The organism is Nocardia sp. NPDC058176 (assembly GCF_042883805.1).
In the GTDB taxonomy this organism is placed as follows: Bacteria; Actinomycetota; Actinomycetes; order Mycobacteriales; family Mycobacteriaceae; genus Nocardia.
On record NZ_JBHVVA010000005.1, the window covers coordinates 1 to 18,195 of the forward strand.

Consider the following 18,195-nt stretch of genomic DNA (forward strand, 5'->3'; position numbering starts at 1 on the left):
CGGCCCGGCGCCGCGGCGTACGCGACGAAGGAGCAAGCCGCGGTGCCTGACCGGCGGCCCCTCCGGGGCCGCGAACTCGAGCGCGCCAGCGCTCCAACAAACACAGCCCGTATACCACCTCGTGTCACCAAAACCCCAAGTCAGCCACCAACAACCACACCTCCCCCACAAGACCCACCCATCCCCGACTGCCGACATCCCCGAACCACCGTTCCCCCGGCAGACCCCCACACCCCAGCACTCCAACAAACCCTGTCAGTGCCTCATGACATCATGCGAACACCATGGAACTACGCAAGGGCGCGCACGCACCGGTCCCGACATCGCTTCTCGCCGTGGTCCTTTCATGGGAGTCGACACACGCCGTCGACGTGCACGCACTGCTGGTCACCGAGTCGGGCCTGGTCCGCGGCGACGGTGACTTCGTGTTCTTCAACGCCCCGAGGCATGTCTCGCAAGCGGTCACCCTCGATCAACAGCCCGCGCTCGGAACGGCCCGGCTGAGCGTGTCGCTCCCACGAACCGAGCCCGAAGTCGCACGCATCGTGATCAGCGCCTCGATCGACGACGCCACCTTCGACGAGCTGACCGAGTTCACCTTGACCGTCCACGCCGCCGACGGCCCGATCGCCACCTTCGCGGTCGACGGCATCGAAGACGTCCAGGCGATGATGTTCGGCGAGTTCTATCGCCGCGACGGCCAGTGGCGGTTCCGCGCGATCGGCCAGGGCTGGGCCGGTGGATTGGCCGGGCTGGCCACGGAGTTCGGTGTCACCGTGGACGAATCGGTCGCCGGGCATCCCGACCTGCCCGAGTCGATCCACACCGAGCGTTCATCGACGCGATCGTCCTCGCCCGGCTTCGCCGACACCCGGGATCGCACGCGACTCACCGCCACGGCCACCCGCCACGACACCTCGACGCCCGAGCGGCCCGATGCCAACCAGGGCGCTGGGCGAACCACCGACTCGGCGTCGCGGTCACTGGATAAGGACGCATCCCGGTCGAGCATCGGGCACCCATCGCCGTCATCCGACGACCACACGTCGCCATTCCACAACAGCCACACATCAACTCCACCCGACGGCCACACCCCACCGCCGCACAACGGGCGCACATCGCCGTCCCCCAACGACCACACCTCATCACCCGGCGACCACACACCACCGCCGCACAACGGGCGTACCTCGGCGTCACCCGACGGCCGCATGTCACCGTCGCACGCAGGTCGGCCGACCCCACGCCCCCCAGCACTCACCCGCCGCGTGATCGACGTGCCACCCCCACCCCCACCCGACCCGGACCTGGCCGACTGGCATCCCGACCCGGACGCACCGGGCCAGCTGCGCTGGTGGGACGGCGACGAGTGGACCACCAGCACGCGCCCGCACATCCACGATCACCGCGCCCACTGCGGCCGCTGCGGTAATCCGTTGCGGCGCAGGTTCTTCGGCGGGCACTCCCAGTGCAAGAGCTGCACGGCCGAGATCGAGGAGTTCCTCACGCACTGGCGCAACCGGGCCATCCGGGTCATGACCGGGCCGGGCACCCAGTCGATGGAGTGGATCGAGTTGTGGGCCGCCCTGCGCTTCCAGCGCATCGATGAGCAGCGCGGGCGCGCGGTCCTGCACGACGTCGGCGTGACCCACGTCGAGCGGATGGTCGCCTTCGCGTTCGCCGACGGCGAGGTGTTCGCCGAGGAACTCGAGGCGTTCGAGCACGTCGTCAGCGAATTGGCGCTCGGAGGCGGCATCGTCGACGATCTGCGCCGCCGCATGCACCGCGGCCGCACCCTGTCCCGGCTACGCGGCGGCGAACTCCCCACCGTCGACACCCCTGGCCTGCATCTCGACCCGGACGAGCGAGTCCACCTCGACCTGCCCGCCGTCCACGTCCGGTCGCTCGCGCGCGGACCGCGCAACACCGAGGGCAGGTTGATCGCCAGCACCAAGAAGCTGCGCTTCGTCGGCGACGGCACCGGCATCGAATTGCCGTGGAACCGGGTGGTCTCGGTGCATCCCGAGCACGGCACCGTGGTGCTCGCGGCGACCTCGGCGCGCGGCGGCGCGACCTTCGGCGTCACCGATCCCGACTATGTGGCGGCCGCGCTGGAAGGCGCGCTGCGGGTGTCGAAACGCCTGGTGCTGACGCCGGGCCAGCGCGACACCCGCTCCATCCCCCAGGATGTGAAGGCCCAGGTGTGGCAGCGCGACGGTGGCCGCTGCGTGGAATGCGGCGACGGCCACTACCTGGAGTTCGACCACATCATCCCGCTCAGCCGCGGCGGGGCGACGAGCATGACGAACCTGCAGATCCTGTGCCGGGCCTGCAATCGCGCCAAGGGCGCCCGGATCTAGGCGGTCGGGCGGCCCGCGCGCGAGAGCAGGTAGGAGCGCAGGACCAGCCGGAGTTCCTCGACGAGTGCCTGGCGCTGGGTCTCGTCGGCCTCGACGATCAGCGGCATCATCCCGCGCACGAGCTGGATGGCGACGGTGGTCGCGCGCAGCCGGTCCTCGGGCTCGAGTTCGGGGAACGCCGCGCCGATCAGGGCTTCGAAGCGCAGGTGCAGCGCACCGTAGGCGGGCGCGACGGCGGCGCGCAGGGTCGACGGCATGTCGGTGCGCGCGAACAGGGCCTTGAATCCGGGGTGGGCGATGTTGAACTCCACCAGGGTGCCGAGCACCCGGGTGAGCAGGGCGTCGAAGTCGAGGCCCTCGGATTCGTGGGGCACGCCCGCGCCGAGTGAGACGAGCTGGTCGCGGTAGAACTCGGCCAGCGCGGCGGCGATCTCGTCCTTGTTGCGGAAGTACTGATACAGCGAGCCGGGCGAGATCCCGGCCTCGGCCGCGACCGCGTTCGTGGTGGTCCCCTCGTATCCGCGTTCGGCGAAAACCGCCGCGGCCGCACGCAGGATGTCCTCGATGCGGCGACGGCCCCGTTCCTGACGGCGCACCTCGGCCATGTTCCTCCTCTTGAAAATACGAGCAAGTACTCGTATCCTCCAATGCGAGCGCTCACTCGCATATTTCGCAGACTAACAGAGGGGCCGCCGTGCTCGGATCAATCCTCACTCGTCGCTCTCGCACCGTATTAGCCATGGCACTGGCCGTGTTCGGCCTGTTCGTCGTGCTCGCGGGCGGTGCGCTCGACAGCTTCGCGTTGAACCGCTTCGAACGGGAGGGTTCCGAATCGTCGCTGGTGCGCGGGGATCTCATCGAGAACTTCGCGACCGGAAGCCCCAACGTCGCGATCCTGGTGACCGCGACCGACGGTGACGTGCGCACCGACCGGGTCGCCGCGATCGGTACCGCGCTCACCGAGGAACTCGCCGATTTCCCCGACGTGGTCGAGGTCCGCTCGTTCTGGCAGCCCGACGCGCCCGAGACCCTGGCCAGCACGGACCTGCGCCACGCGCTGATCCTGGCCGTGGTCCCCGGTGACGCCGACCATGTCCGGCGCGTGGTGCTGCCCGCCATCGAGACCCAATTGCTCACCGAGGTCGACCCCACGGTGCGCCTGACCCTCGGCGGCGGCGACGAGGTGTTCCGCGATGTCGCCGCGCAGGCCTCGGCCGATTTCCTGCGGGCCGAACTGATCGTGCTGCCACTGGTACTGCTGCTGTTGTGGGCGGTCCTGCGGCGATGGGCGCTGGCCCTGGTGACGCTCGGCATCGGCATCTTCTGCGTGGTCGGCACCCTGGCCCTGCTGCGCGTGGCCACCTCGTTCACCGAGATCTCCACCTTCGCCGCGAACATCGCCCTGGTCATGGGCATCGGCCTCGGCGTCGACTACGGGCTGTTCATGATCTACCGGTTCCGGGAGGAGCTCACCGCGGGCGCCGAGGTCGAGGCGGCGGTGCGGCGCGCTGTCGCCGGGGCAGGTCGCACGATCGTGTTCAGCGCGGTCACCGTGGGCGCGAGCCTGGCCGTACTGCTGGCCTTCGGTTTTCCGTTCCTGTCCTCGTTCGCCTACGCGGGCATCGCCGTCGCCGCGGTCTCGGTGCTCGGCGCGACCGTGATCCTGCCCGCCGCACTGCGCCTGCTCGGGCACCGTGCCCTGCCGTCACGGCCCGCGGGCGATCCCGCGGGCGGGTTCTGGTTCCGCACCGCCGAAACCGTCATCCGCAGGCCGGTACTCACCGGTGGCGCGGCCCTGCTCGTGCTGCTCGCGCTGGGCGCACCGGCGCTCGGCGTGAACTTCGGCGCACCCGATGACCGCGTGCTCGGCGGCGACTACCCCGTGCGCTCGATGTACGACACGATCCGCGCGGATTTCGAGACCGAGGAGGCCGACGCGCTGCAGGTGCTGGTCCGCCAATCCGATCCGGGCGCGGTGGCGGGGTACGCGGCGAGCCTGTCGTCGGTTCCCGGTGTGTTCCGGGTGGATTCGGCGGCGGGGTCGTTCGTCGACGGTGCCGCGGTGCCGGGGCAGCCCGCGACGGCGATGTCGAACGGCGACGCGACCTGGCTGCGGGTCGTGCCGACCGGCGATCGCCTCCAGTCCGATCCGACCGGCCTGGTGGCGGAGATCCGGGCGACGCCCGCCCCGTTCGAGACCGCCGTCGGCGGCTATCCGGCCGAGCTGACCGACTATCGCGACGGCATCAGCGCACGCCTGCCCCTGGTCGCGCTGCTGATCATGGTGGTCACTTACGCGGTGCTGTTCCTGATGACGGGCAGCGTGCTCGCCCCACTCAAGGCGGCGGTGCTCAACATGCTGTCGATGACGATGATGTTCGGCGTGCTGGTGTGGGGCTTCCAGAACGGCGCACTGGCCGATGTTCTCGGCTTCGCCCCCACCGGCAGCATCGAGCCGAGCATTCCGATCCTCATGTTCTGCATCGCCTACGGCCTGTCGATGGACTACGAGGTCTTCCTGCTCGCCCGCATCAAGCAGGACTACGACCGCACCGGCGACCCGATCGGCTCCATTCCGCGCGGCGTCGCGCGTTCGGCGCCACTGGTGACCGCGGCCGCCTTGATCCTGGCCGCCTCGTTCGCGGTGTACAGCACCAGTGACGTGGTGTTCCTGCAGCAGCTGGGGATCGGCATGGCGATCACCGTCGCCATCGACGCCACCCTGGTGCGCGGGGTGCTCGTCCCGGCGCTGATGCGGTTGGCGGGCAGGGCGAACTGGTGGGCACCACGCCCACTGCGCAAGCTGCACGACCGTTTCGGCTTGCGGGAGACACCACAGCCGGGTGATTCCCGTGACCGGGAAGGCCTGCTGGTCTGAGCAAGGGCGAGCGACTCACTCCGGCACGGGGTGAGTCGCTCGCATCCGACCTAGCCCAGGATGGCGTTCATGATGGTGCCGCCGCTGGTGGCCACCACGCCGCCGATCATGGCGCCCGCGATCATCTTCGGCGATTCCATCGAGCTGCCGCTCCACTTCTCCCAGGCGAACTTTCCGCCGGCGACCGTGATGGCGAGCACACCGGACAGGATCATGAACCAGGTCAGGTACTGAACCATCTGCATGATCTTGTCCGACAGCGGCGGCGCCTGCGGCGTAGGGTTGCTGACCTGCGCGAACGTCGTGACGGTGTCGGCCATCGACGTCAGAATGATGCTCATAGCCTGCTCCCCTATCGCATGATGCGAACTGCGTTCCCGCACTGTCGTATTCGAACGAGTCCAGGATACGGGCGCACAGCCCCGGCGCACCAACAAAACCGATCGGTCCGGTCGAGGTGGGCGGCTGCGACCACCGATCCGACCGGATAACATCGCCAGTGCAGTTCTTCGCCGTTCCCCCGAGTTACCGAGTGAGAACCCATGATTCTGGCCACCGTCACCGATACCTTGGCGCAGTTCGGCAATCCGACACCGGAAGCGCCGCCGGTCTCGGACAAGATCCTGCAGCTGGTCCGCTACTTCACCTGGTTCATCCTGCTCTCCGGTGTGACCGCGATCACCTACGCGGGCGGCCGGTTCGCCTGGGAGAAGTGGACCGGTGGTGGCTTGGAGTCGCCGAAGATGGTCGCCGGCGCCATGATCGGCGGCGCGGTGGCCACCAGTGCGGGCACCATCATGAACGCGGTGCTCTGATTCCTGTCCGCTCGTAGCCGGTCCGGATGCCCGGGCCGCCTCGACCGGCGAGGAACGGTACGACCCGAGTTCTGGTGTGGTCGTGCAGAACCCGGGTCGTCGGGGATGCGTGGCGTCGAGTGTCGGCGCATGGCATCTACCTCCTGTCTGTCAGCCGTCATGGCGAGGCCGGTCTAGGTGTAGAGGCGGTCCAGGAAGGCGAACATGTTCTCGCGCACCCGCTGCGCCTTCTCCTCCGGCGTCAGGTCCTCGCGGTAGCGGCTGCCCATCGCGGGCTTCTTCTTGTTGCGGGCATACAGCGAGCAGGCCAGATCGGTGCACATGTAGCTGCCGACCGTATTGCCCTTGCGACCCGATTCGCCCGCCTTGCTCGCGCTCATCAGCGAGACGCCGCCACCGGAGTGCGTGGTCAGGCAGATCGTGCACATCTGGGTCTTGCCCGAGCTCCCCGTCTCGTGCCGCAGCGCGACACTGACCAGTTCGCCGTCACGCGGCACCGAGACATAGCACCGCCCCGCGTACGACGGGTCGGTCCAGCCGAGGAAGTCGAGATCGTCCCAGGGCCGATCGGCCAGGTCACGGGGGACGTTCAGCCGCTTGGCGTCGCCTTTCGAACAGTTCACGAACGACGACCTGATGTCGCGTTCGGTGATGGGATCCATGGAGGTGTCCTTTCAGCTTGTCGATGAACAAACGGTAGACACGCTAATGATTCCCCGGCCGCGGCAGCAACCGGTTTTCCCGCGCCGAGGCGCCGACGGGCCGCTACGGCCGGACGATGCCCGCCGCGCGGGCGGCGCGCAGCCAGTCCGGGAACTCGCCGAGCAGGCGGCGGTAGAGCTCGGCGTCGTCGATGCGGTCGATGTCGTCGAGGGCGAAGAAGCCCGCGTTGTCGACGACGCGGCCGTCGAGTTCGTCGAGGGTGCGCAGGACGCCGAAGTTCGAGGTGCCGAGGCCGATGAACTGCCAGAACGCGGGCAGGGCGCTGGCCTCGCGCATCAGCGCGGCGATCTCGCGTTTCTTCGCGAAGCCGCCGTCGGTGAAGAACAGCACCAGGGTGGGTTCGGCGGTGCTCGCGAGGGTGTCGATGACGGCGCGCATCACCGGCAGTTCGTCGTTGCGGCCGCCGAGCCGGTCGTAGTCGATGCCCTGGTGGGTGCCGGTCAGGTGCAGGAAGGTCTGGGCCCACTGTTCGCCGTGGGCGACGGTGATGTCGGGCAGCTTCGCGCAGTGCAGCGCGTAGAGGTAGGCCTCGAGGGAACCGTCGTCGTCGAGCTGGGTGGCGACCGGGATCATCCGCTCGACCACCCGGTGCACGGTGCCGCCGCGGTAGAGCTTGTGCATGCTGCCGGTCTTGTCGATCACCAGCACCACCCGCGCCCGCACGCCGAAGGCGCTCTTGTCGATGAGGATCTTGGCGACCTCGCGCTTGCGCAGGTCCAGCTTCTGGCGCTTCTCGAACGACAGCGCCGCCTCCCCCGGCACGGTCCGTACCTCCGGCACGGCACCAATTCCCGGCGCGCCATCAACTCCCGGCGAGGCGGCGACTCCCGCCGAAGCTACGACTCCCGGCGTCGCAACACCTTCCGGCTCGTCGTCGACGCTGACCCCGTGATCGGTGACCAGATCCGCGAACCCACCCGCGTACCCCTGCCCGACCGCCCGCACCTTCCACTGCTCACCCCGCCGATACAACTCGAGCGCGATCACCACCGACTCCCGATCGAGCCCGTCGATCACATACTCGTGCAGCACATTTCCGGCACGATCGGCCACCGACGCGACCGGAGCCGCGTGCGCGCCGAACGTCTCCCCCTCCGCCGCGGCCGTGATCACCGCCCGAATCTGCGCGATCTCCCCCGGCACCGCCCCCAGCGAGATCGCCAGCCCCGCACCCTCGAGCCGCACCCCGGGCGCCTGCGGCTGATTGAAGAACACGAAGTCCGCGTCCGACCTGACCTTGCCCGCCTCGGTCACCAGCAGCGCCGACAGATCGGCCCCGATACCACCCCGAACCGACAGCACCACCTCCCCCACCACGAGACCAGCGTTCTGCCCCTTCACCAGCCCAGCGACCACCGCGACTCCCTCATCTCCCGGCCCGGCTCGGCCGTAATGCCCCACACCATAAGGGCATCCACGCCGCCTCCGCTCAGTAGCCGGTGAAGTGGTCGGTGCGGATGCCGGGGCGGTGGCGGCGGAAGCGGGCGGCCAGGGCCGAGACCATGCGGGGTGGGCCGGAGATGTAGATGCGGCGGGTGGACAGGTCGGGGACGGCGGCGCGGAGGATGTCGTCGGTGACGGCGTCGGCGGTGATGTGGCGCCACTGGTCGGGCAGGTCGTGCGGGGGTTCCGGGCAGACCACGACGACGGGGGTGCCCGCGGCGAGGAGTTCGTCGCGGTAGGGCACCTGCGGGGACGGTGCTCCGTAGATCAGGACGGCGTCGTGCGGGTGGCCCGCGCGCAGCTGACTCAGGAACGGGGTCACGCCGATGCCACCGGCGACCAGCGCGACCGGGCGATTGGCGCGCGGCAGCACGAAATCGCCGCGCACGGCGGTGGCGGTGACCCGGTCGCCGGGGCGCAGATCCAGCAGCGCCCGCTTGTAGCTCGACGAGTTCTCCGGCACCCGCACCGCGACATCCACGGTTTCGCTGCCCGGCGCCGAGGCGATGGTGAACACCCGCCGGGTCCCCCGCCGATCCGCCGAGTGCGGAACCTCGAGTTCGAGATACTGCCCCGCGTGATGACGCACCGGCCGCACCGGTTCGAACGACAGCTCGTGCACCCCGTCGCCGAAGTCCTTGCGATCACGCAGTTCCAGCCGGATCCCGCGCCGCTGCCCGAGCCCGAAGGCGATCAGATTGACCACGAGCAGGGCCAGTTCGTAGGTGCTGTCGAACGGTCCGAGCACCACGGCCTCGTCGAAGAGCCGCTGCGAGTACAGCGGCCAGGCGAACAGCAGCGCGGCCACGACGGCCAGGATCAGCTGCTGATGGCGGCGCGGCGCCAGGGTGAACGGTTCGCTGAGCATGAATCCGGCGAAGAACACGATCGGCGTGGAGTACACGACGTATTCGAGCACCGAGGCGCTGTCGGGATAGAACGTGGCCGCGCCCCAATAGGTCAGCACCGCGGCCGGGACCGCGAAGGTCGCCGCCATGGTCAGCAGGCCAGTGCGGTAGAGGACGGCGAGCGCGCCGAGCAGCACGAACGGCGCCAGGGTCTCGCTGGCCGCCCACCAGATCGTCATGGGCCGCAACGTGTCACCGCCGAGCAACTCGCCGAGCAGCAGCGCGGCCACCACACCGGCGGCCACCGGATTGAACACGTGCCTGCCCCGCCAGGCCAGCAGATACTTCGAGGCGTTGGCCAGCACCGCCACCAGGCCGAGCCAGGCGAGTTCGCCCGGTTCGCCGGTGGGCCAGTAGAGGAACCACAGCAGCAGCGCGGTGATCACCGCCGATTCGACGTGGGCCCGGCGCCGCCAGATCCGGGCCAGCACCACACTGGCCACCACCGAGGTGCCGATCAGGACAGCCGCGGTGGCCAGCATGTCGAGCGGGACGAAGATCGTCGGGTCGAGCAGGCCGGTCAGCGCCTGGATCAGCGCGATGACGGCGAGCCCGGCGAGCACCACCGTCACGAGCCGATACATCGTGACCTTGCCGAGCAGACTGCGGATCATGCGAATACCTCTCCGGTGAATGCCGCGGACGCCGAACCGGTCCGGTCGATCACGACGACCTCGGTACGCGGCCACGCGGGGTCGTCGGTGAGCCGCGACGGGCTCACGAAAAAGGCCGCTGTGGCGGCGGCATCGGCGACGGCGGCGCTGTCGGCGACCGCCCAGGTGGCCATGGCCCCGGTGATCGGGCGGCCGGTCCTGGCGTCGAGCACGTGATGGAGGCCCTCGCCCCAGGCCCGGCGGTTCACCGCGGACCCGCACAGCGCGCGGCCCGGCGCCAGCTCCAGCACGCCGACCGCCATGGTCGCGTCGTTCGGATGTTCCAGGGCGACGCGCACGGGATCGTCCGAGGCGTTGAGCAGGTCCCCACCGGCGTCGATGACGCTGCGGTGCCCGCGATCGGCGAGCACCGCGGCCACGAGGTCGACCAGATAGCCCTTGCCGACCGCGCCGATGTCGAGCACCGCACCCGAGGGCACGGTGAGGACCGCGCCTTCGCGACGCGCGAGCGTCCACTGCGGCGCGGCGGTCGGCGCACCGCTCGGCCGCAACCGATACTTCGCGTCGTAGCCGAGGATTTCGAGTCCGCCGCCGATCAGCGGGTTGACCGCCCCGGCGGTGAGCTCGTACAGACGGTCGTAGAGGGCGAACAACGGTGGCGCGTCCGGGCCGAGGTCGACCGGCACGCCCGTGCGCAGGGTGACGATGTCACCGTCGTCGCGAAAGCGCGACCATCGGCGATCGAAATCGTCGAGGCAGGTCTGGACCGCCGCACGGTCGGCTGCGCCGAGGGCGGCGGCGGTATCGATCTGCCAACCGGTGCCGATGGCCTCGAACCGCCACTGCTCAGGCAGCGGCCTCATTCTTGATCGACTCGATCGCGGCATTGAATCCGCCACTGGTCAGCGAGGATCCGGAGACCTTCGTGACGTTGAGTTCGTCGATCTTCTTGCCGACCACCTCGTTGGCGATGCCGCCCGCGAAGCGCGCCTGCAGCGCCAGCGATCCGCCGGTGCCGCGCGGGTCGACCCGGACCGCGTCGACGGTGCCGTCGGCCGCGAGAGTCACGGTGACGCCGACCTTCTGGGTTCCGCCCGGGGTCTGGTAGCTGCCCTCGGCCTGGTACTCGCCCGGGGTGTAGGCGCCCGATTCCTCGTTCTGCGCGCTCGGTACCGCCTCGGCGGCGGGTTCGTCGGCGCCGCCACAGGCGGTCAGCAGCAGGATGCCCGCGGCAGGTGTGAGCAGGATGGACTTGGCCCGAGAGTGGGTCACCGAACGGCTCCTTAGGATAGGCTAAGCAGCACTATACGGACGTATCGCCCATCCTCCAAGACCGTGCGCCCGCCTAGATCCAGCCCTTCTCCCGGGCTTTGAGCGCGGCTTCGTAGCGGTTGGAGACACCCAGTTTGCTCATCGCCGAGGACAGGTAGTTGCGGGTGGTGCCCGGCGACAGGTGGGCGCGTTTGGCAATGTCCTCGACGGAGGAGCCGTCGGCGGCGAACTCGAGCACATCGGCCTCGCGGGCGGTGAGGACGGTGTCACCGGCGCTGATCGCCTCGGCCGCCAGCTCGGGATCGACGTAGCGGCCACCGTTGTGGACCGTGCGGATCACCTCCGCGAGGGTGGCCGCCGAGGTGGTCTTGGGCAGGAAGCCGCGCACCCCGGCCGACAGCGCCCGCTTCAGATAGCCGGGGCGACCGTGGCTGGTGACGATCAGCGTGCCCGCGCCGGGGGTGATGCGCTGCAGTTCGACCGCGGTGTCGATGCCGTCGATCCCCGGCATCTGCAGGTCGATCACGGCCACCGCGACCGGTTCGCCCGCCTCGGCGCGACGGCGCCACAGGGCGAGCAGCTCCTCCCCGGAACCGACGTGCGCCACCACCTCAAGATCGGCCTCCAGGCCGAGCATGGTCGCCAGTGCGGCGCGGATGAGCGTCTCGTCGTCGGCGAGGAGAACGGGAATCATGTCTTCTCCCAATGGATCTCGAGGATGAATTCGTCGGCGGACGCGGTGACGTCGAGGGTGGCGCCGACGGCGGCGAGCCGTTCGGCCAGGCCCCGCAGCCCGGAGCGCTCACCGGTCGCGCCGTGGGGTGCGTTGTTGCGCAGCGACATTCCCGCCGCGCCGAGCGTCAGTGTCGCGGTGGTCGCCGACGAGTGTTCCACGATGTTGGTCGTTCCCTCGCGCACCACCCACGCGGCGACCTCGTGATTGCGCTGCGGCACCTTCGCGGCGTCGCCCTCGACGACGAGCCGGCAGCGCACCGCCGACAGCAGCGACCGCGCCCCCGCCACCTCGCCCCGCAGGTCGATGTTGCGGTAGCCGCGCACCAGCGTGCGCATCTGCCCCATCGATTCCACCGCGAGCGTTTTGACCTCGTCCATCTCCGCGGTCGCGCGCTCGGTGTCCCCGGCCCGCGACAGGGCCGCCGCGAGTTCGCTCTTCACCGCGATCGCCGAGAAGCCGCGGCCGACCACATCGTGCAGGTCGCGCGCGAATCGCAACCGTTCCTCGGCGACCTGCAATTCGGCTTCCACCCGTTTCGCGTGTTCGAGTTCGTCGACGACCCGCAGTCCCCACACCGTGAGCAGAGTCGTTCCGGCGACGAGGTATCCGGTGGCGGCGGCCCCCACCGCGAGCAGCAATCCGACCATCAAGGACTCGCCGAAGGCCAGGCCGGTGGCCAGGCTGATGACGAGCAGCAGCCGCCACCGGTACCGGTGGAAGGGCACGATGGCCAGCGCGGCCAGCACGGTGGCGAACAGGCCGACCGTGCGCGCGTCGTCGGTGATCGCCTTGTCGTCGGCCACCCGGACCACCACCGCGGCGACCAGCCACAGCACCGACAGTGTCACGATGAGCGCCGTGCCCGTCCACCGGCGCGACACCACGGTGGGGAAGGTGGCCAGTTCGGGTTGGCCGTCCACCGCGGCGATGGTGATCAGTCCGGCGAACACGATCACCGCCATCGACCACGGCGACGCGGCGGCGGCGACCATCCCGCCGACCACCGCGACGATGGCCACGTGGAAGGTGCACCGGGTGTAGAGCCGGAACTTGGCCGGGCCCGACAGCGCACGCCACCACGTGACCAGCCGGCTCATCCGCGGTCGTCCCAGCGGAAACTCTTGCGGGTCAGCACGAGCGCCGCGACGATCCATATCGCCAGTGTCGCAAACGGGCGGGCGGATTCGGTGACGGTGTCGGCGAAGCTCAGTGCCGCGTCGTCCGTGCTGCCCGCGAGGTTGCCTGCCGCACCGAGGAAGATCAGGTCGGAGACGGCGGCGAACGGCGTCCAATCGGCCACCGCGGCCAGCGGATCGGGCAGGAAGTCGCGGATGAAGGCCATCCCGAACATCGCCAGGGTCATCACCGGCAGGGAGGTGACCTGCGCGGCCTCGGCGTTCTTGGTGACCGCGCTGGTCGCCAGGGCGAGCAGCGAGAACAGCACGATGCCGCCGAGCAGGGCGAGCACCATCGCGAAGGGGTTCACGGGCGCCGGGGTGCCGGTGCCGTACACGATCGCCGCGACGACGGCGGTGCAGGTGAAGGTCACCACCACGCCGGGGATCGTCGGCGCGGTCTGGATCTGCCAGTCGGTGGCCTCGCCGGTGCGCAGCCGTTTGAGCACGCCCTCACCGCGGCGGGTGGTGACCATCGACAGCACCGAGTAGTACTGCACGAACAGCAGGGCCATCACCGCGAGCATCTCGAAGGTCACGGCCGCGATGGCCGGTGTCGACCCGCCGTCGCGGCGGCCGACGAAGTACACGAACAGCGCGATGCCGACCGGGAAGACCGTCGCGGTGTAGACCAGGGTCTTGTTGCGCCGGAACTGGAGGTACTCGGCCTTGCCGAGGGAGGCGAGTGGGCGGCGGCGGAAGCCGGCCGCGGGGGTGGCGGTGGTCATCGTTGGGCTCCGATCAGTTCGGCGGTGTCACCTTCGCGGTCGCCGCCGGCGATGTCGAGGAAGACCGATTCCAGCGAGGCGGCGCGCGCCTCGAGCCCGGTCAGCTTCACCCCGGCCTCGCGGGCCCAGGCGAGCAGCTCGAAGAGGTGTCCCTGCAGGTCGTTGGTGCTGATGGTGACGGTGGCCTGCGCGTCGATCCGGGCGCCTGCCAGCGGGGGGATCGGCAGACCGGGATGGTCGAAGGCGATCCGCGCGGGGTGGTCGTCGACGAGTTCGCGCAGGGTGCCGTTGCGCGCGATGGTGCCCTTGTGCATGATCGCGATCCGGTCGGCGAGCGCTTCGGCCTCGTCGAGGTAGTGGGTGGTGAGCACCATCGTCACCCCGGCCGCCTTGAGATCGGACAGGAGTTTCCAGGTGCCACGGCGGCTCTCCGGGTCGAGGCCGGTGGTCGGCTCGTCGAGGAACAGCAACCGGGGCTGTCCGAGCAGCGCGCACGCCATGTCGACGCGTCGCTGCTCACCGCCGGAGAGCGAGCCGACCCGCACGCCCGCCCGGTCCGACAGCCCGACCTTGGCCAGGACGACATCGGCGGTGGTCGGGTTGGTGCACGTCCCGCGCCACATCTCCAGCGTCTCGGCGACGGTCAGTTCGGCGGGCAGCCCACCGGACTGCAGCATGATGCCGAGCCGTGGCCGCACCTCGGCGCGGTCGCGCAGCGGATCGAGTCCGAACACCTCGACCCGGCCGGCCGAGGGCGCGACGAGTCCCTCCAGCATGTCCAGCGTCGAGGTCTTGCCCGCGCCGTTGGTGCCGAGCAACGCGAAGACCTCCCCCTCGGCGATGTCGAGGTCCACCCCTTTGACCGCTTCGAAGGCCGTGTCGCCGCGACCGTAGGTCCGGCGCAGCCCCCGGGCGGTGATGATGTCGGGTTGCGTGTTTCTCATACCTTCTACGGTCCGCGATTCGGGCGCTGACCAGTAGTACGCGCGATCACCGATTGTCGATGAGTTCCGCACGCCTCGGCGATGACAAATGTCATCGCCGAGTGCCGCTGGGCGAGAACCGGATTCAGCCGACCGGATCGGTCAGGCGCATGGATTCGACGAGGTTCGAGTAGAGCTCGTCGGTGGCGAGCAGGCTCCGGTGATCCCCCGCCGCGCGGATCCGGCCGTCCTCCATCACGATGATCGTGTCCGCGTCCAGGATCGTGGACAGCCGGTGCGCGATGGTCACCACCGCGCCGTGCTCGGCCATGCCGCGCACGCAGTCGTGCACGGTCGCCTCGGTGACCCCGTCGAGCTGGGCGGTCGCCTCGTCGAGCAGCAGCACGTCGGGGCGGCGCAGCAGCGCGCGGGCCAGGGCGATGCGCTGACGCTCGCCGCCGGAGACGGTGGTCGGGGACAGTGGTTCGTCGAGCGAGTCGACCCGGTCGGACAGGTGCACGGTGGCGAGGACCCGGCGGACCTCGTCGTCGGTGGCGTCCGGGCGGGCGTAGCGGATGTTGTCGCCGATGGTGCCCGGCACCACCGGGGTGTCCTGTTCGACGTAGGCGAGCCGTTCCCGGATCTCGGCGTGGGTGTACTCGCGGTAGGGGCGGCCGTCGAGCAGCACCTCCCCGTCCTGGGGCTCGAGGAACCGCAGGACCAGCGAGAGCACCGTCGTCTTGCCCGCACCGGAGGGTCCGACGATCGCGGTGTGGCCGCGGCGCGGGATCGCCAGGTCCAGCGCTGTCACGGCGGCCGCGCGGTCGGGTCCGTAGCTCGCGGTCACACCGCGCAGCTCGAGCACCGGCCCGTTCGCGGGTCCGGCCGGACCGCGCGGGGCGGCCGCGGTGTGCGGCTCCACCGGCATCGCCTCGACCTCGCGAATGCGCTCGGCGGCGGCGATACCGGCCTGCATGGCGGTGACGTTCTGGGTGAGTTCGCCGATCGGCGACATCAGCCCGAACGCGTACAGCAGGAAGGCGATGAGCGTGGAGACCGTCATCAGATCCTCGCCGACCCGCCAGGCGCCGACCGCGAGGATCGCGATGATCGCCAGCTGCACGCCGGTCCAGGAGACCGACCACGCCATCGCCTCGCGGCGCACCGCGATCACGCTGTGCCGCGCCGATTCCCTGGCATCGGTCATGATCTGCTCGGCCTGGCGCCGCTCGGCACCGCTGGCCTTGACGGTGCGCAGGGCCCGCAGCGCGCCCTCGAGCGTGCCGCCGAGTTGCCCCACGTGCGCCTGGGCCTGCGTCTGCGCCTTGGCGATCGCGGGCATCAGCGTGGCGAACAGCACCGCGACGACCACGACGGCGACGACCGTGGTGGAGAACAGCGTCAGATCGAGCACGGCCATCAGGATCAGTGATCCGGCCAGCATGACCGTGCCGTTGATCAGGCCGATGATCGAGGAGGTCGCGGCCTCGCGCAGCAGCACGGTATCGGAGGTCACGCGGGTGACCATCTCCCCCGCCGGACGACGGGTCGCGGCCGGGATGGTCGCGGTGAGGAATCGCCGCACCATTCGTTCCCGCGCGCTGAGCACGACCCGTTCACCGAGCGTGCCGAGCAACGTCCACTGCCAGTAGCCGAAACCGATGCCGACCACGGTCAGCGCGAGCAGCGCGAAGACCGGTCCGGCCAGTCCGGTGCCCGCGCCGAGCGAGTCCAGGATCCACTTGGTGACCAGCGGCGTCGCCAGTCCCATCGCCGACCCGGCCAGCGCGCACATCAGACCGAGCGCGAGCGGTCCCGGGTACGGCCGGGCGAAGGACCACAGCAGCCGCAACCGGGGGAATCTCTGTGTCGTCTCGACAGCGCTCATGCCATCCAGTGGAACACAGATGTTCCATTATGGTCAATGTAGTTCTTTTTCGGAGAACCCGGTTACCATACCGACATGAGCGTCAGCACTCCCGCGCAGGAACGGACCCGGCGCACGATCCTCGATGCCGCGGTGCGGGTCCTCACCAGGGACTTGTCCGCCTCGCTCGCCGATGTGGCCGCCGAGGCCGGGGTCGGCCGCACGACCGTGCACCGATATTTCCCCGAGCGCAACGATCTGATCGTGGCCATCGCCACCGACACCCGCGACAAGCTGACCGCCGCCCAGGCCCGGGCCCGCCTGGACGAGGGCTCCACCCTCGAGGCCCTCGAACGGCTCTGCGTCGAGCTCTTCGAGCTGGCCGGTCTGCAGATGATGCTGGCGCTGGACAATCCGGTGTTCACCACCTGGTCGGGCTGGGAGGACAACCCCACCGAGCGGGAACTGCGCGCCGCCATCGATCGCGGCCGCGAGGCCGGTGAACTCGATGCCGAACTCGACACCCGCTGGATCGAGAACCTGATCTGGTCCTTCGCCTACATCGCGTGGATCTCGGTCAACGACGACTCCGGCATGTCGCGGCACCTGACCCTGCAGAACTGCCTGCGCACCCTGCGCAAGGCACTGGCGCCCTAGCCGATCCGGGCGCCGGATGCCGGGTCGAACAGGTGAACCGTGGCGTCGGGACGTTTGCGCAGCCGCACGGTGTCGGCCAGTTTCGCCGGGATGCGGGGCAGCGAGCGGGCGACCAGTTCGACGCCGGGTGCGGGATGTCCGTGGATGTAGGCCTCGCTGCCGAGGTCTTCGATCAGGTCGATGACGATCTCGATGCCGGTGTCCTCGGTGGTGAGTTCCAGGTGTTCGGGGCGGATGCCGACGGTGACCTCGGTCAGGCCCGCCTCGTGCAGCAGGCCCAGTTGCGCGCGGTCGAGCTCGACGGTCGCCGTCGGGCCGACGCGGACGCCGTCGGTGGTGATCGGGACCGTCAGCAGATTCATCGCCGGTGAGCCGATGAACCCGGCCACGAAGGCATTGGCGGGCCGGTCGTAGAGCTCGCTGGGCGTGGCGAACTGCTGCAGGCCGCCGTCGCGCAGGACCGCGACCCGGTCGCCCATGGTCATCGCCTCGACCTGGTCGTGGGTGACGTAGACGGTCGTCGTGCCGAGCCGGCGTTGCAGCGCCGCGATCTGGGTTCTGGTCTGCACGCGCAGTTTCGCGTCGAGATTCGACAGCGGTTCGTCCATGCAGAACACCTTGGGCTCGCGCACGATCGCCCGGCCCATCGCGACGCGCTGACGTTGTCCGCCGGACAGTTTCGCGGGTTTGCGGTCGAGGAAGTCGGTGAGGTCGAGCAGGCGCGCGGCCTCCTCGACCTTGGCCCGGCGTTCCTCGGTCGCGACACCGCGCAGTTTCAGCGCGAAGCCCATGTTCTCGGCGACGGTCTTGTTCGGGTACAGCGCGTAGTTCTGGAACACCATCGCGATGTCGCGGTCCTTGGGCGCGACCCCGACCATGTCCTTGCCGCCGATCTCGATGGTGCCCTCGTCGATGTCCTCGAGCCCGGCCAGCATCCGCAGCGCGGTGCTCTTGCCGGAGCCGGAAGGGCCGACCAGGACGACGAATTCACCGTCGGCGATGTCGAGATCGAGCCCGTCCACCGCGAGCCGGTCGGAGCCCTCGTAGATGCAGGAGGCGTTGCGGTAATTGATGGTTGCCATGACTGAAATGCCTTCCG

17 protein-coding genes are annotated in these 18,195 nt (G+C 69.6%); 4 read left to right on the top strand and 13 right to left on the bottom strand.

From position 1 onward, the window contains the following. Nucleotides 1–284 precede the first annotated feature (284 nt). Nucleotides 285–2,357 carry a TerD family protein gene (locus ACFVVM_RS24300; protein WP_387622392.1) on the top strand — a complete coding sequence of 691 codons (2,073 nt, stop codon included), beginning with the start codon at nt 285–287 and terminating at the stop codon, nt 2,355–2,357. Here ACFVVM_RS24300 and ACFVVM_RS24305 read toward each other — a convergent pair. Then, nucleotides 2,354–2,962 carry a TetR/AcrR family transcriptional regulator gene (locus ACFVVM_RS24305; protein WP_387622395.1) on the bottom strand — a complete coding sequence of 203 codons (609 nt, stop codon included), beginning with the start codon at nt 2,960–2,962 and terminating at the stop codon, nt 2,354–2,356. The genes ACFVVM_RS24300 and ACFVVM_RS24305 overlap by 4 nt on opposite strands. Before the next feature lie 134 nt (nt 2,963–3,096). Here ACFVVM_RS24305 and ACFVVM_RS24310 point away from each other — a divergent pair, with 134 nt between their 5' ends. Next, complete coding sequence (locus tag ACFVVM_RS24310; RefSeq protein ID WP_387622397.1) at nt 3,097–5,235, top strand: MMPL family transporter; 2,139 nt, start codon at nt 3,097–3,099, stop codon at nt 5,233–5,235. Nucleotides 5,236–5,285: 50 nt separating this feature from the next. On the opposite strand, the gene ACFVVM_RS24315 is transcribed toward ACFVVM_RS24310, so the two are convergent. Beyond that, nucleotides 5,286–5,576: a hypothetical protein gene (locus tag ACFVVM_RS24315; protein WP_071927028.1), complete on the bottom strand. Its 291-nt coding sequence runs from the start codon at nt 5,574–5,576 to the stop codon at nt 5,286–5,288. 201 nt (nt 5,577–5,777) lie between these two features. Between ACFVVM_RS24315 and ACFVVM_RS24320 the strand changes: the two genes are divergently transcribed. Beyond that, nucleotides 5,778–6,050: a hypothetical protein gene (locus ACFVVM_RS24320; protein ID WP_387622399.1), complete on the top strand. Its 273-nt coding sequence runs from the start codon at nt 5,778–5,780 to the stop codon at nt 6,048–6,050. A 173-nt stretch (nt 6,051–6,223) separates the two neighbouring features. Here the strand turns inward: ACFVVM_RS24320 and ACFVVM_RS24325 are convergent, their stop codons facing one another. The 10 genes from ACFVVM_RS24325 to ACFVVM_RS24370 all read right to left on the bottom strand — a co-directional run bounded on the left by ACFVVM_RS24325 (nt 6,224) and on the right by ACFVVM_RS24370 (nt 16,460). Then, the gene (locus tag ACFVVM_RS24325; protein WP_387622401.1) at nt 6,224–6,712 is read right to left on the bottom strand and encodes an FBP domain-containing protein; all 489 of its coding nucleotides are present in this window, start codon (nt 6,710–6,712) and stop codon (nt 6,224–6,226) included. Nucleotides 6,713–6,815: 103 nt separating this feature from the next. Beyond that, a complete protein-coding gene (locus ACFVVM_RS24330) occupies nt 6,816–8,129 on the bottom strand; it encodes a VWA domain-containing protein (protein ID WP_387622403.1) in 1,314 nt (437 codons plus the stop codon). 73 nt (nt 8,130–8,202) lie between these two features. Then, nucleotides 8,203–9,738, bottom strand: coding sequence for a hypothetical protein (locus ACFVVM_RS24335; protein ID WP_387622405.1), 1,536 nt, complete (start codon nt 9,736–9,738; stop codon nt 8,203–8,205). Continuing rightward, nucleotides 9,735–10,601 carry an FAD:protein FMN transferase gene (locus tag ACFVVM_RS24340; protein ID WP_387622407.1) on the bottom strand — a complete coding sequence of 289 codons (867 nt, stop codon included), beginning with the start codon at nt 10,599–10,601 and terminating at the stop codon, nt 9,735–9,737. The genes ACFVVM_RS24335 and ACFVVM_RS24340 overlap by 4 nt, the downstream gene beginning before the upstream one ends. Beyond that, a complete protein-coding gene (locus ACFVVM_RS24345; RefSeq protein WP_387622409.1) occupies nt 10,585–11,010 on the bottom strand; it encodes a calcium-binding protein in 426 nt (141 codons plus the stop codon). The genes ACFVVM_RS24340 and ACFVVM_RS24345 overlap by 17 nt, the downstream gene beginning before the upstream one ends. Nucleotides 11,011–11,083: 73 nt before the next feature. Further along, on the bottom strand, nt 11,084–11,704 hold the full coding sequence (locus tag ACFVVM_RS24350) for a response regulator (RefSeq protein ID WP_387622412.1): 621 nt from the start codon (nt 11,702–11,704) through the stop codon (nt 11,084–11,086). Beyond that, entirely contained in the window at nt 11,701–12,843 is a 1,143-nt protein-coding gene (locus ACFVVM_RS24355) for a sensor histidine kinase (RefSeq protein WP_387622415.1), read from the bottom strand. Before ACFVVM_RS24355 ends, ACFVVM_RS24350 begins: the two co-directional genes overlap by 4 nt. Further along, the gene (locus tag ACFVVM_RS24360) at nt 12,840–13,649 is read right to left on the bottom strand and encodes an ABC transporter permease (RefSeq protein WP_387622417.1); all 810 of its coding nucleotides are present in this window, start codon (nt 13,647–13,649) and stop codon (nt 12,840–12,842) included. The genes ACFVVM_RS24355 and ACFVVM_RS24360 overlap by 4 nt, the downstream gene beginning before the upstream one ends. Further along, nucleotides 13,646–14,593, bottom strand: coding sequence for an ABC transporter ATP-binding protein (locus tag ACFVVM_RS24365; protein ID WP_387622421.1), 948 nt, complete (start codon nt 14,591–14,593; stop codon nt 13,646–13,648). Before ACFVVM_RS24365 ends, ACFVVM_RS24360 begins: the two co-directional genes overlap by 4 nt. 124 nt (nt 14,594–14,717) lie before the next feature. Then, on the bottom strand, nt 14,718–16,460 hold the full coding sequence (locus ACFVVM_RS24370) for an ABC transporter ATP-binding protein (protein ID WP_387622424.1): 1,743 nt from the start codon (nt 16,458–16,460) through the stop codon (nt 14,718–14,720). A 75-nt stretch (nt 16,461–16,535) separates the two neighbouring features. Between ACFVVM_RS24370 and ACFVVM_RS24375 the strand changes: the two genes are divergently transcribed. Beyond that, complete coding sequence (locus ACFVVM_RS24375; RefSeq protein WP_387622426.1) at nt 16,536–17,096, top strand: TetR/AcrR family transcriptional regulator; 561 nt, start codon at nt 16,536–16,538, stop codon at nt 17,094–17,096. On the opposite strand, the gene ACFVVM_RS24380 is transcribed toward ACFVVM_RS24375, so the two are convergent. After that, entirely contained in the window at nt 17,093–18,178 is a 1,086-nt protein-coding gene (locus ACFVVM_RS24380) for an ABC transporter ATP-binding protein (protein WP_387622429.1), read from the bottom strand. The two genes, ACFVVM_RS24375 and ACFVVM_RS24380, sit on opposite strands and share 4 nt — an antisense overlap. Nucleotides 18,179–18,195: the final 17 nt, after the last annotated feature.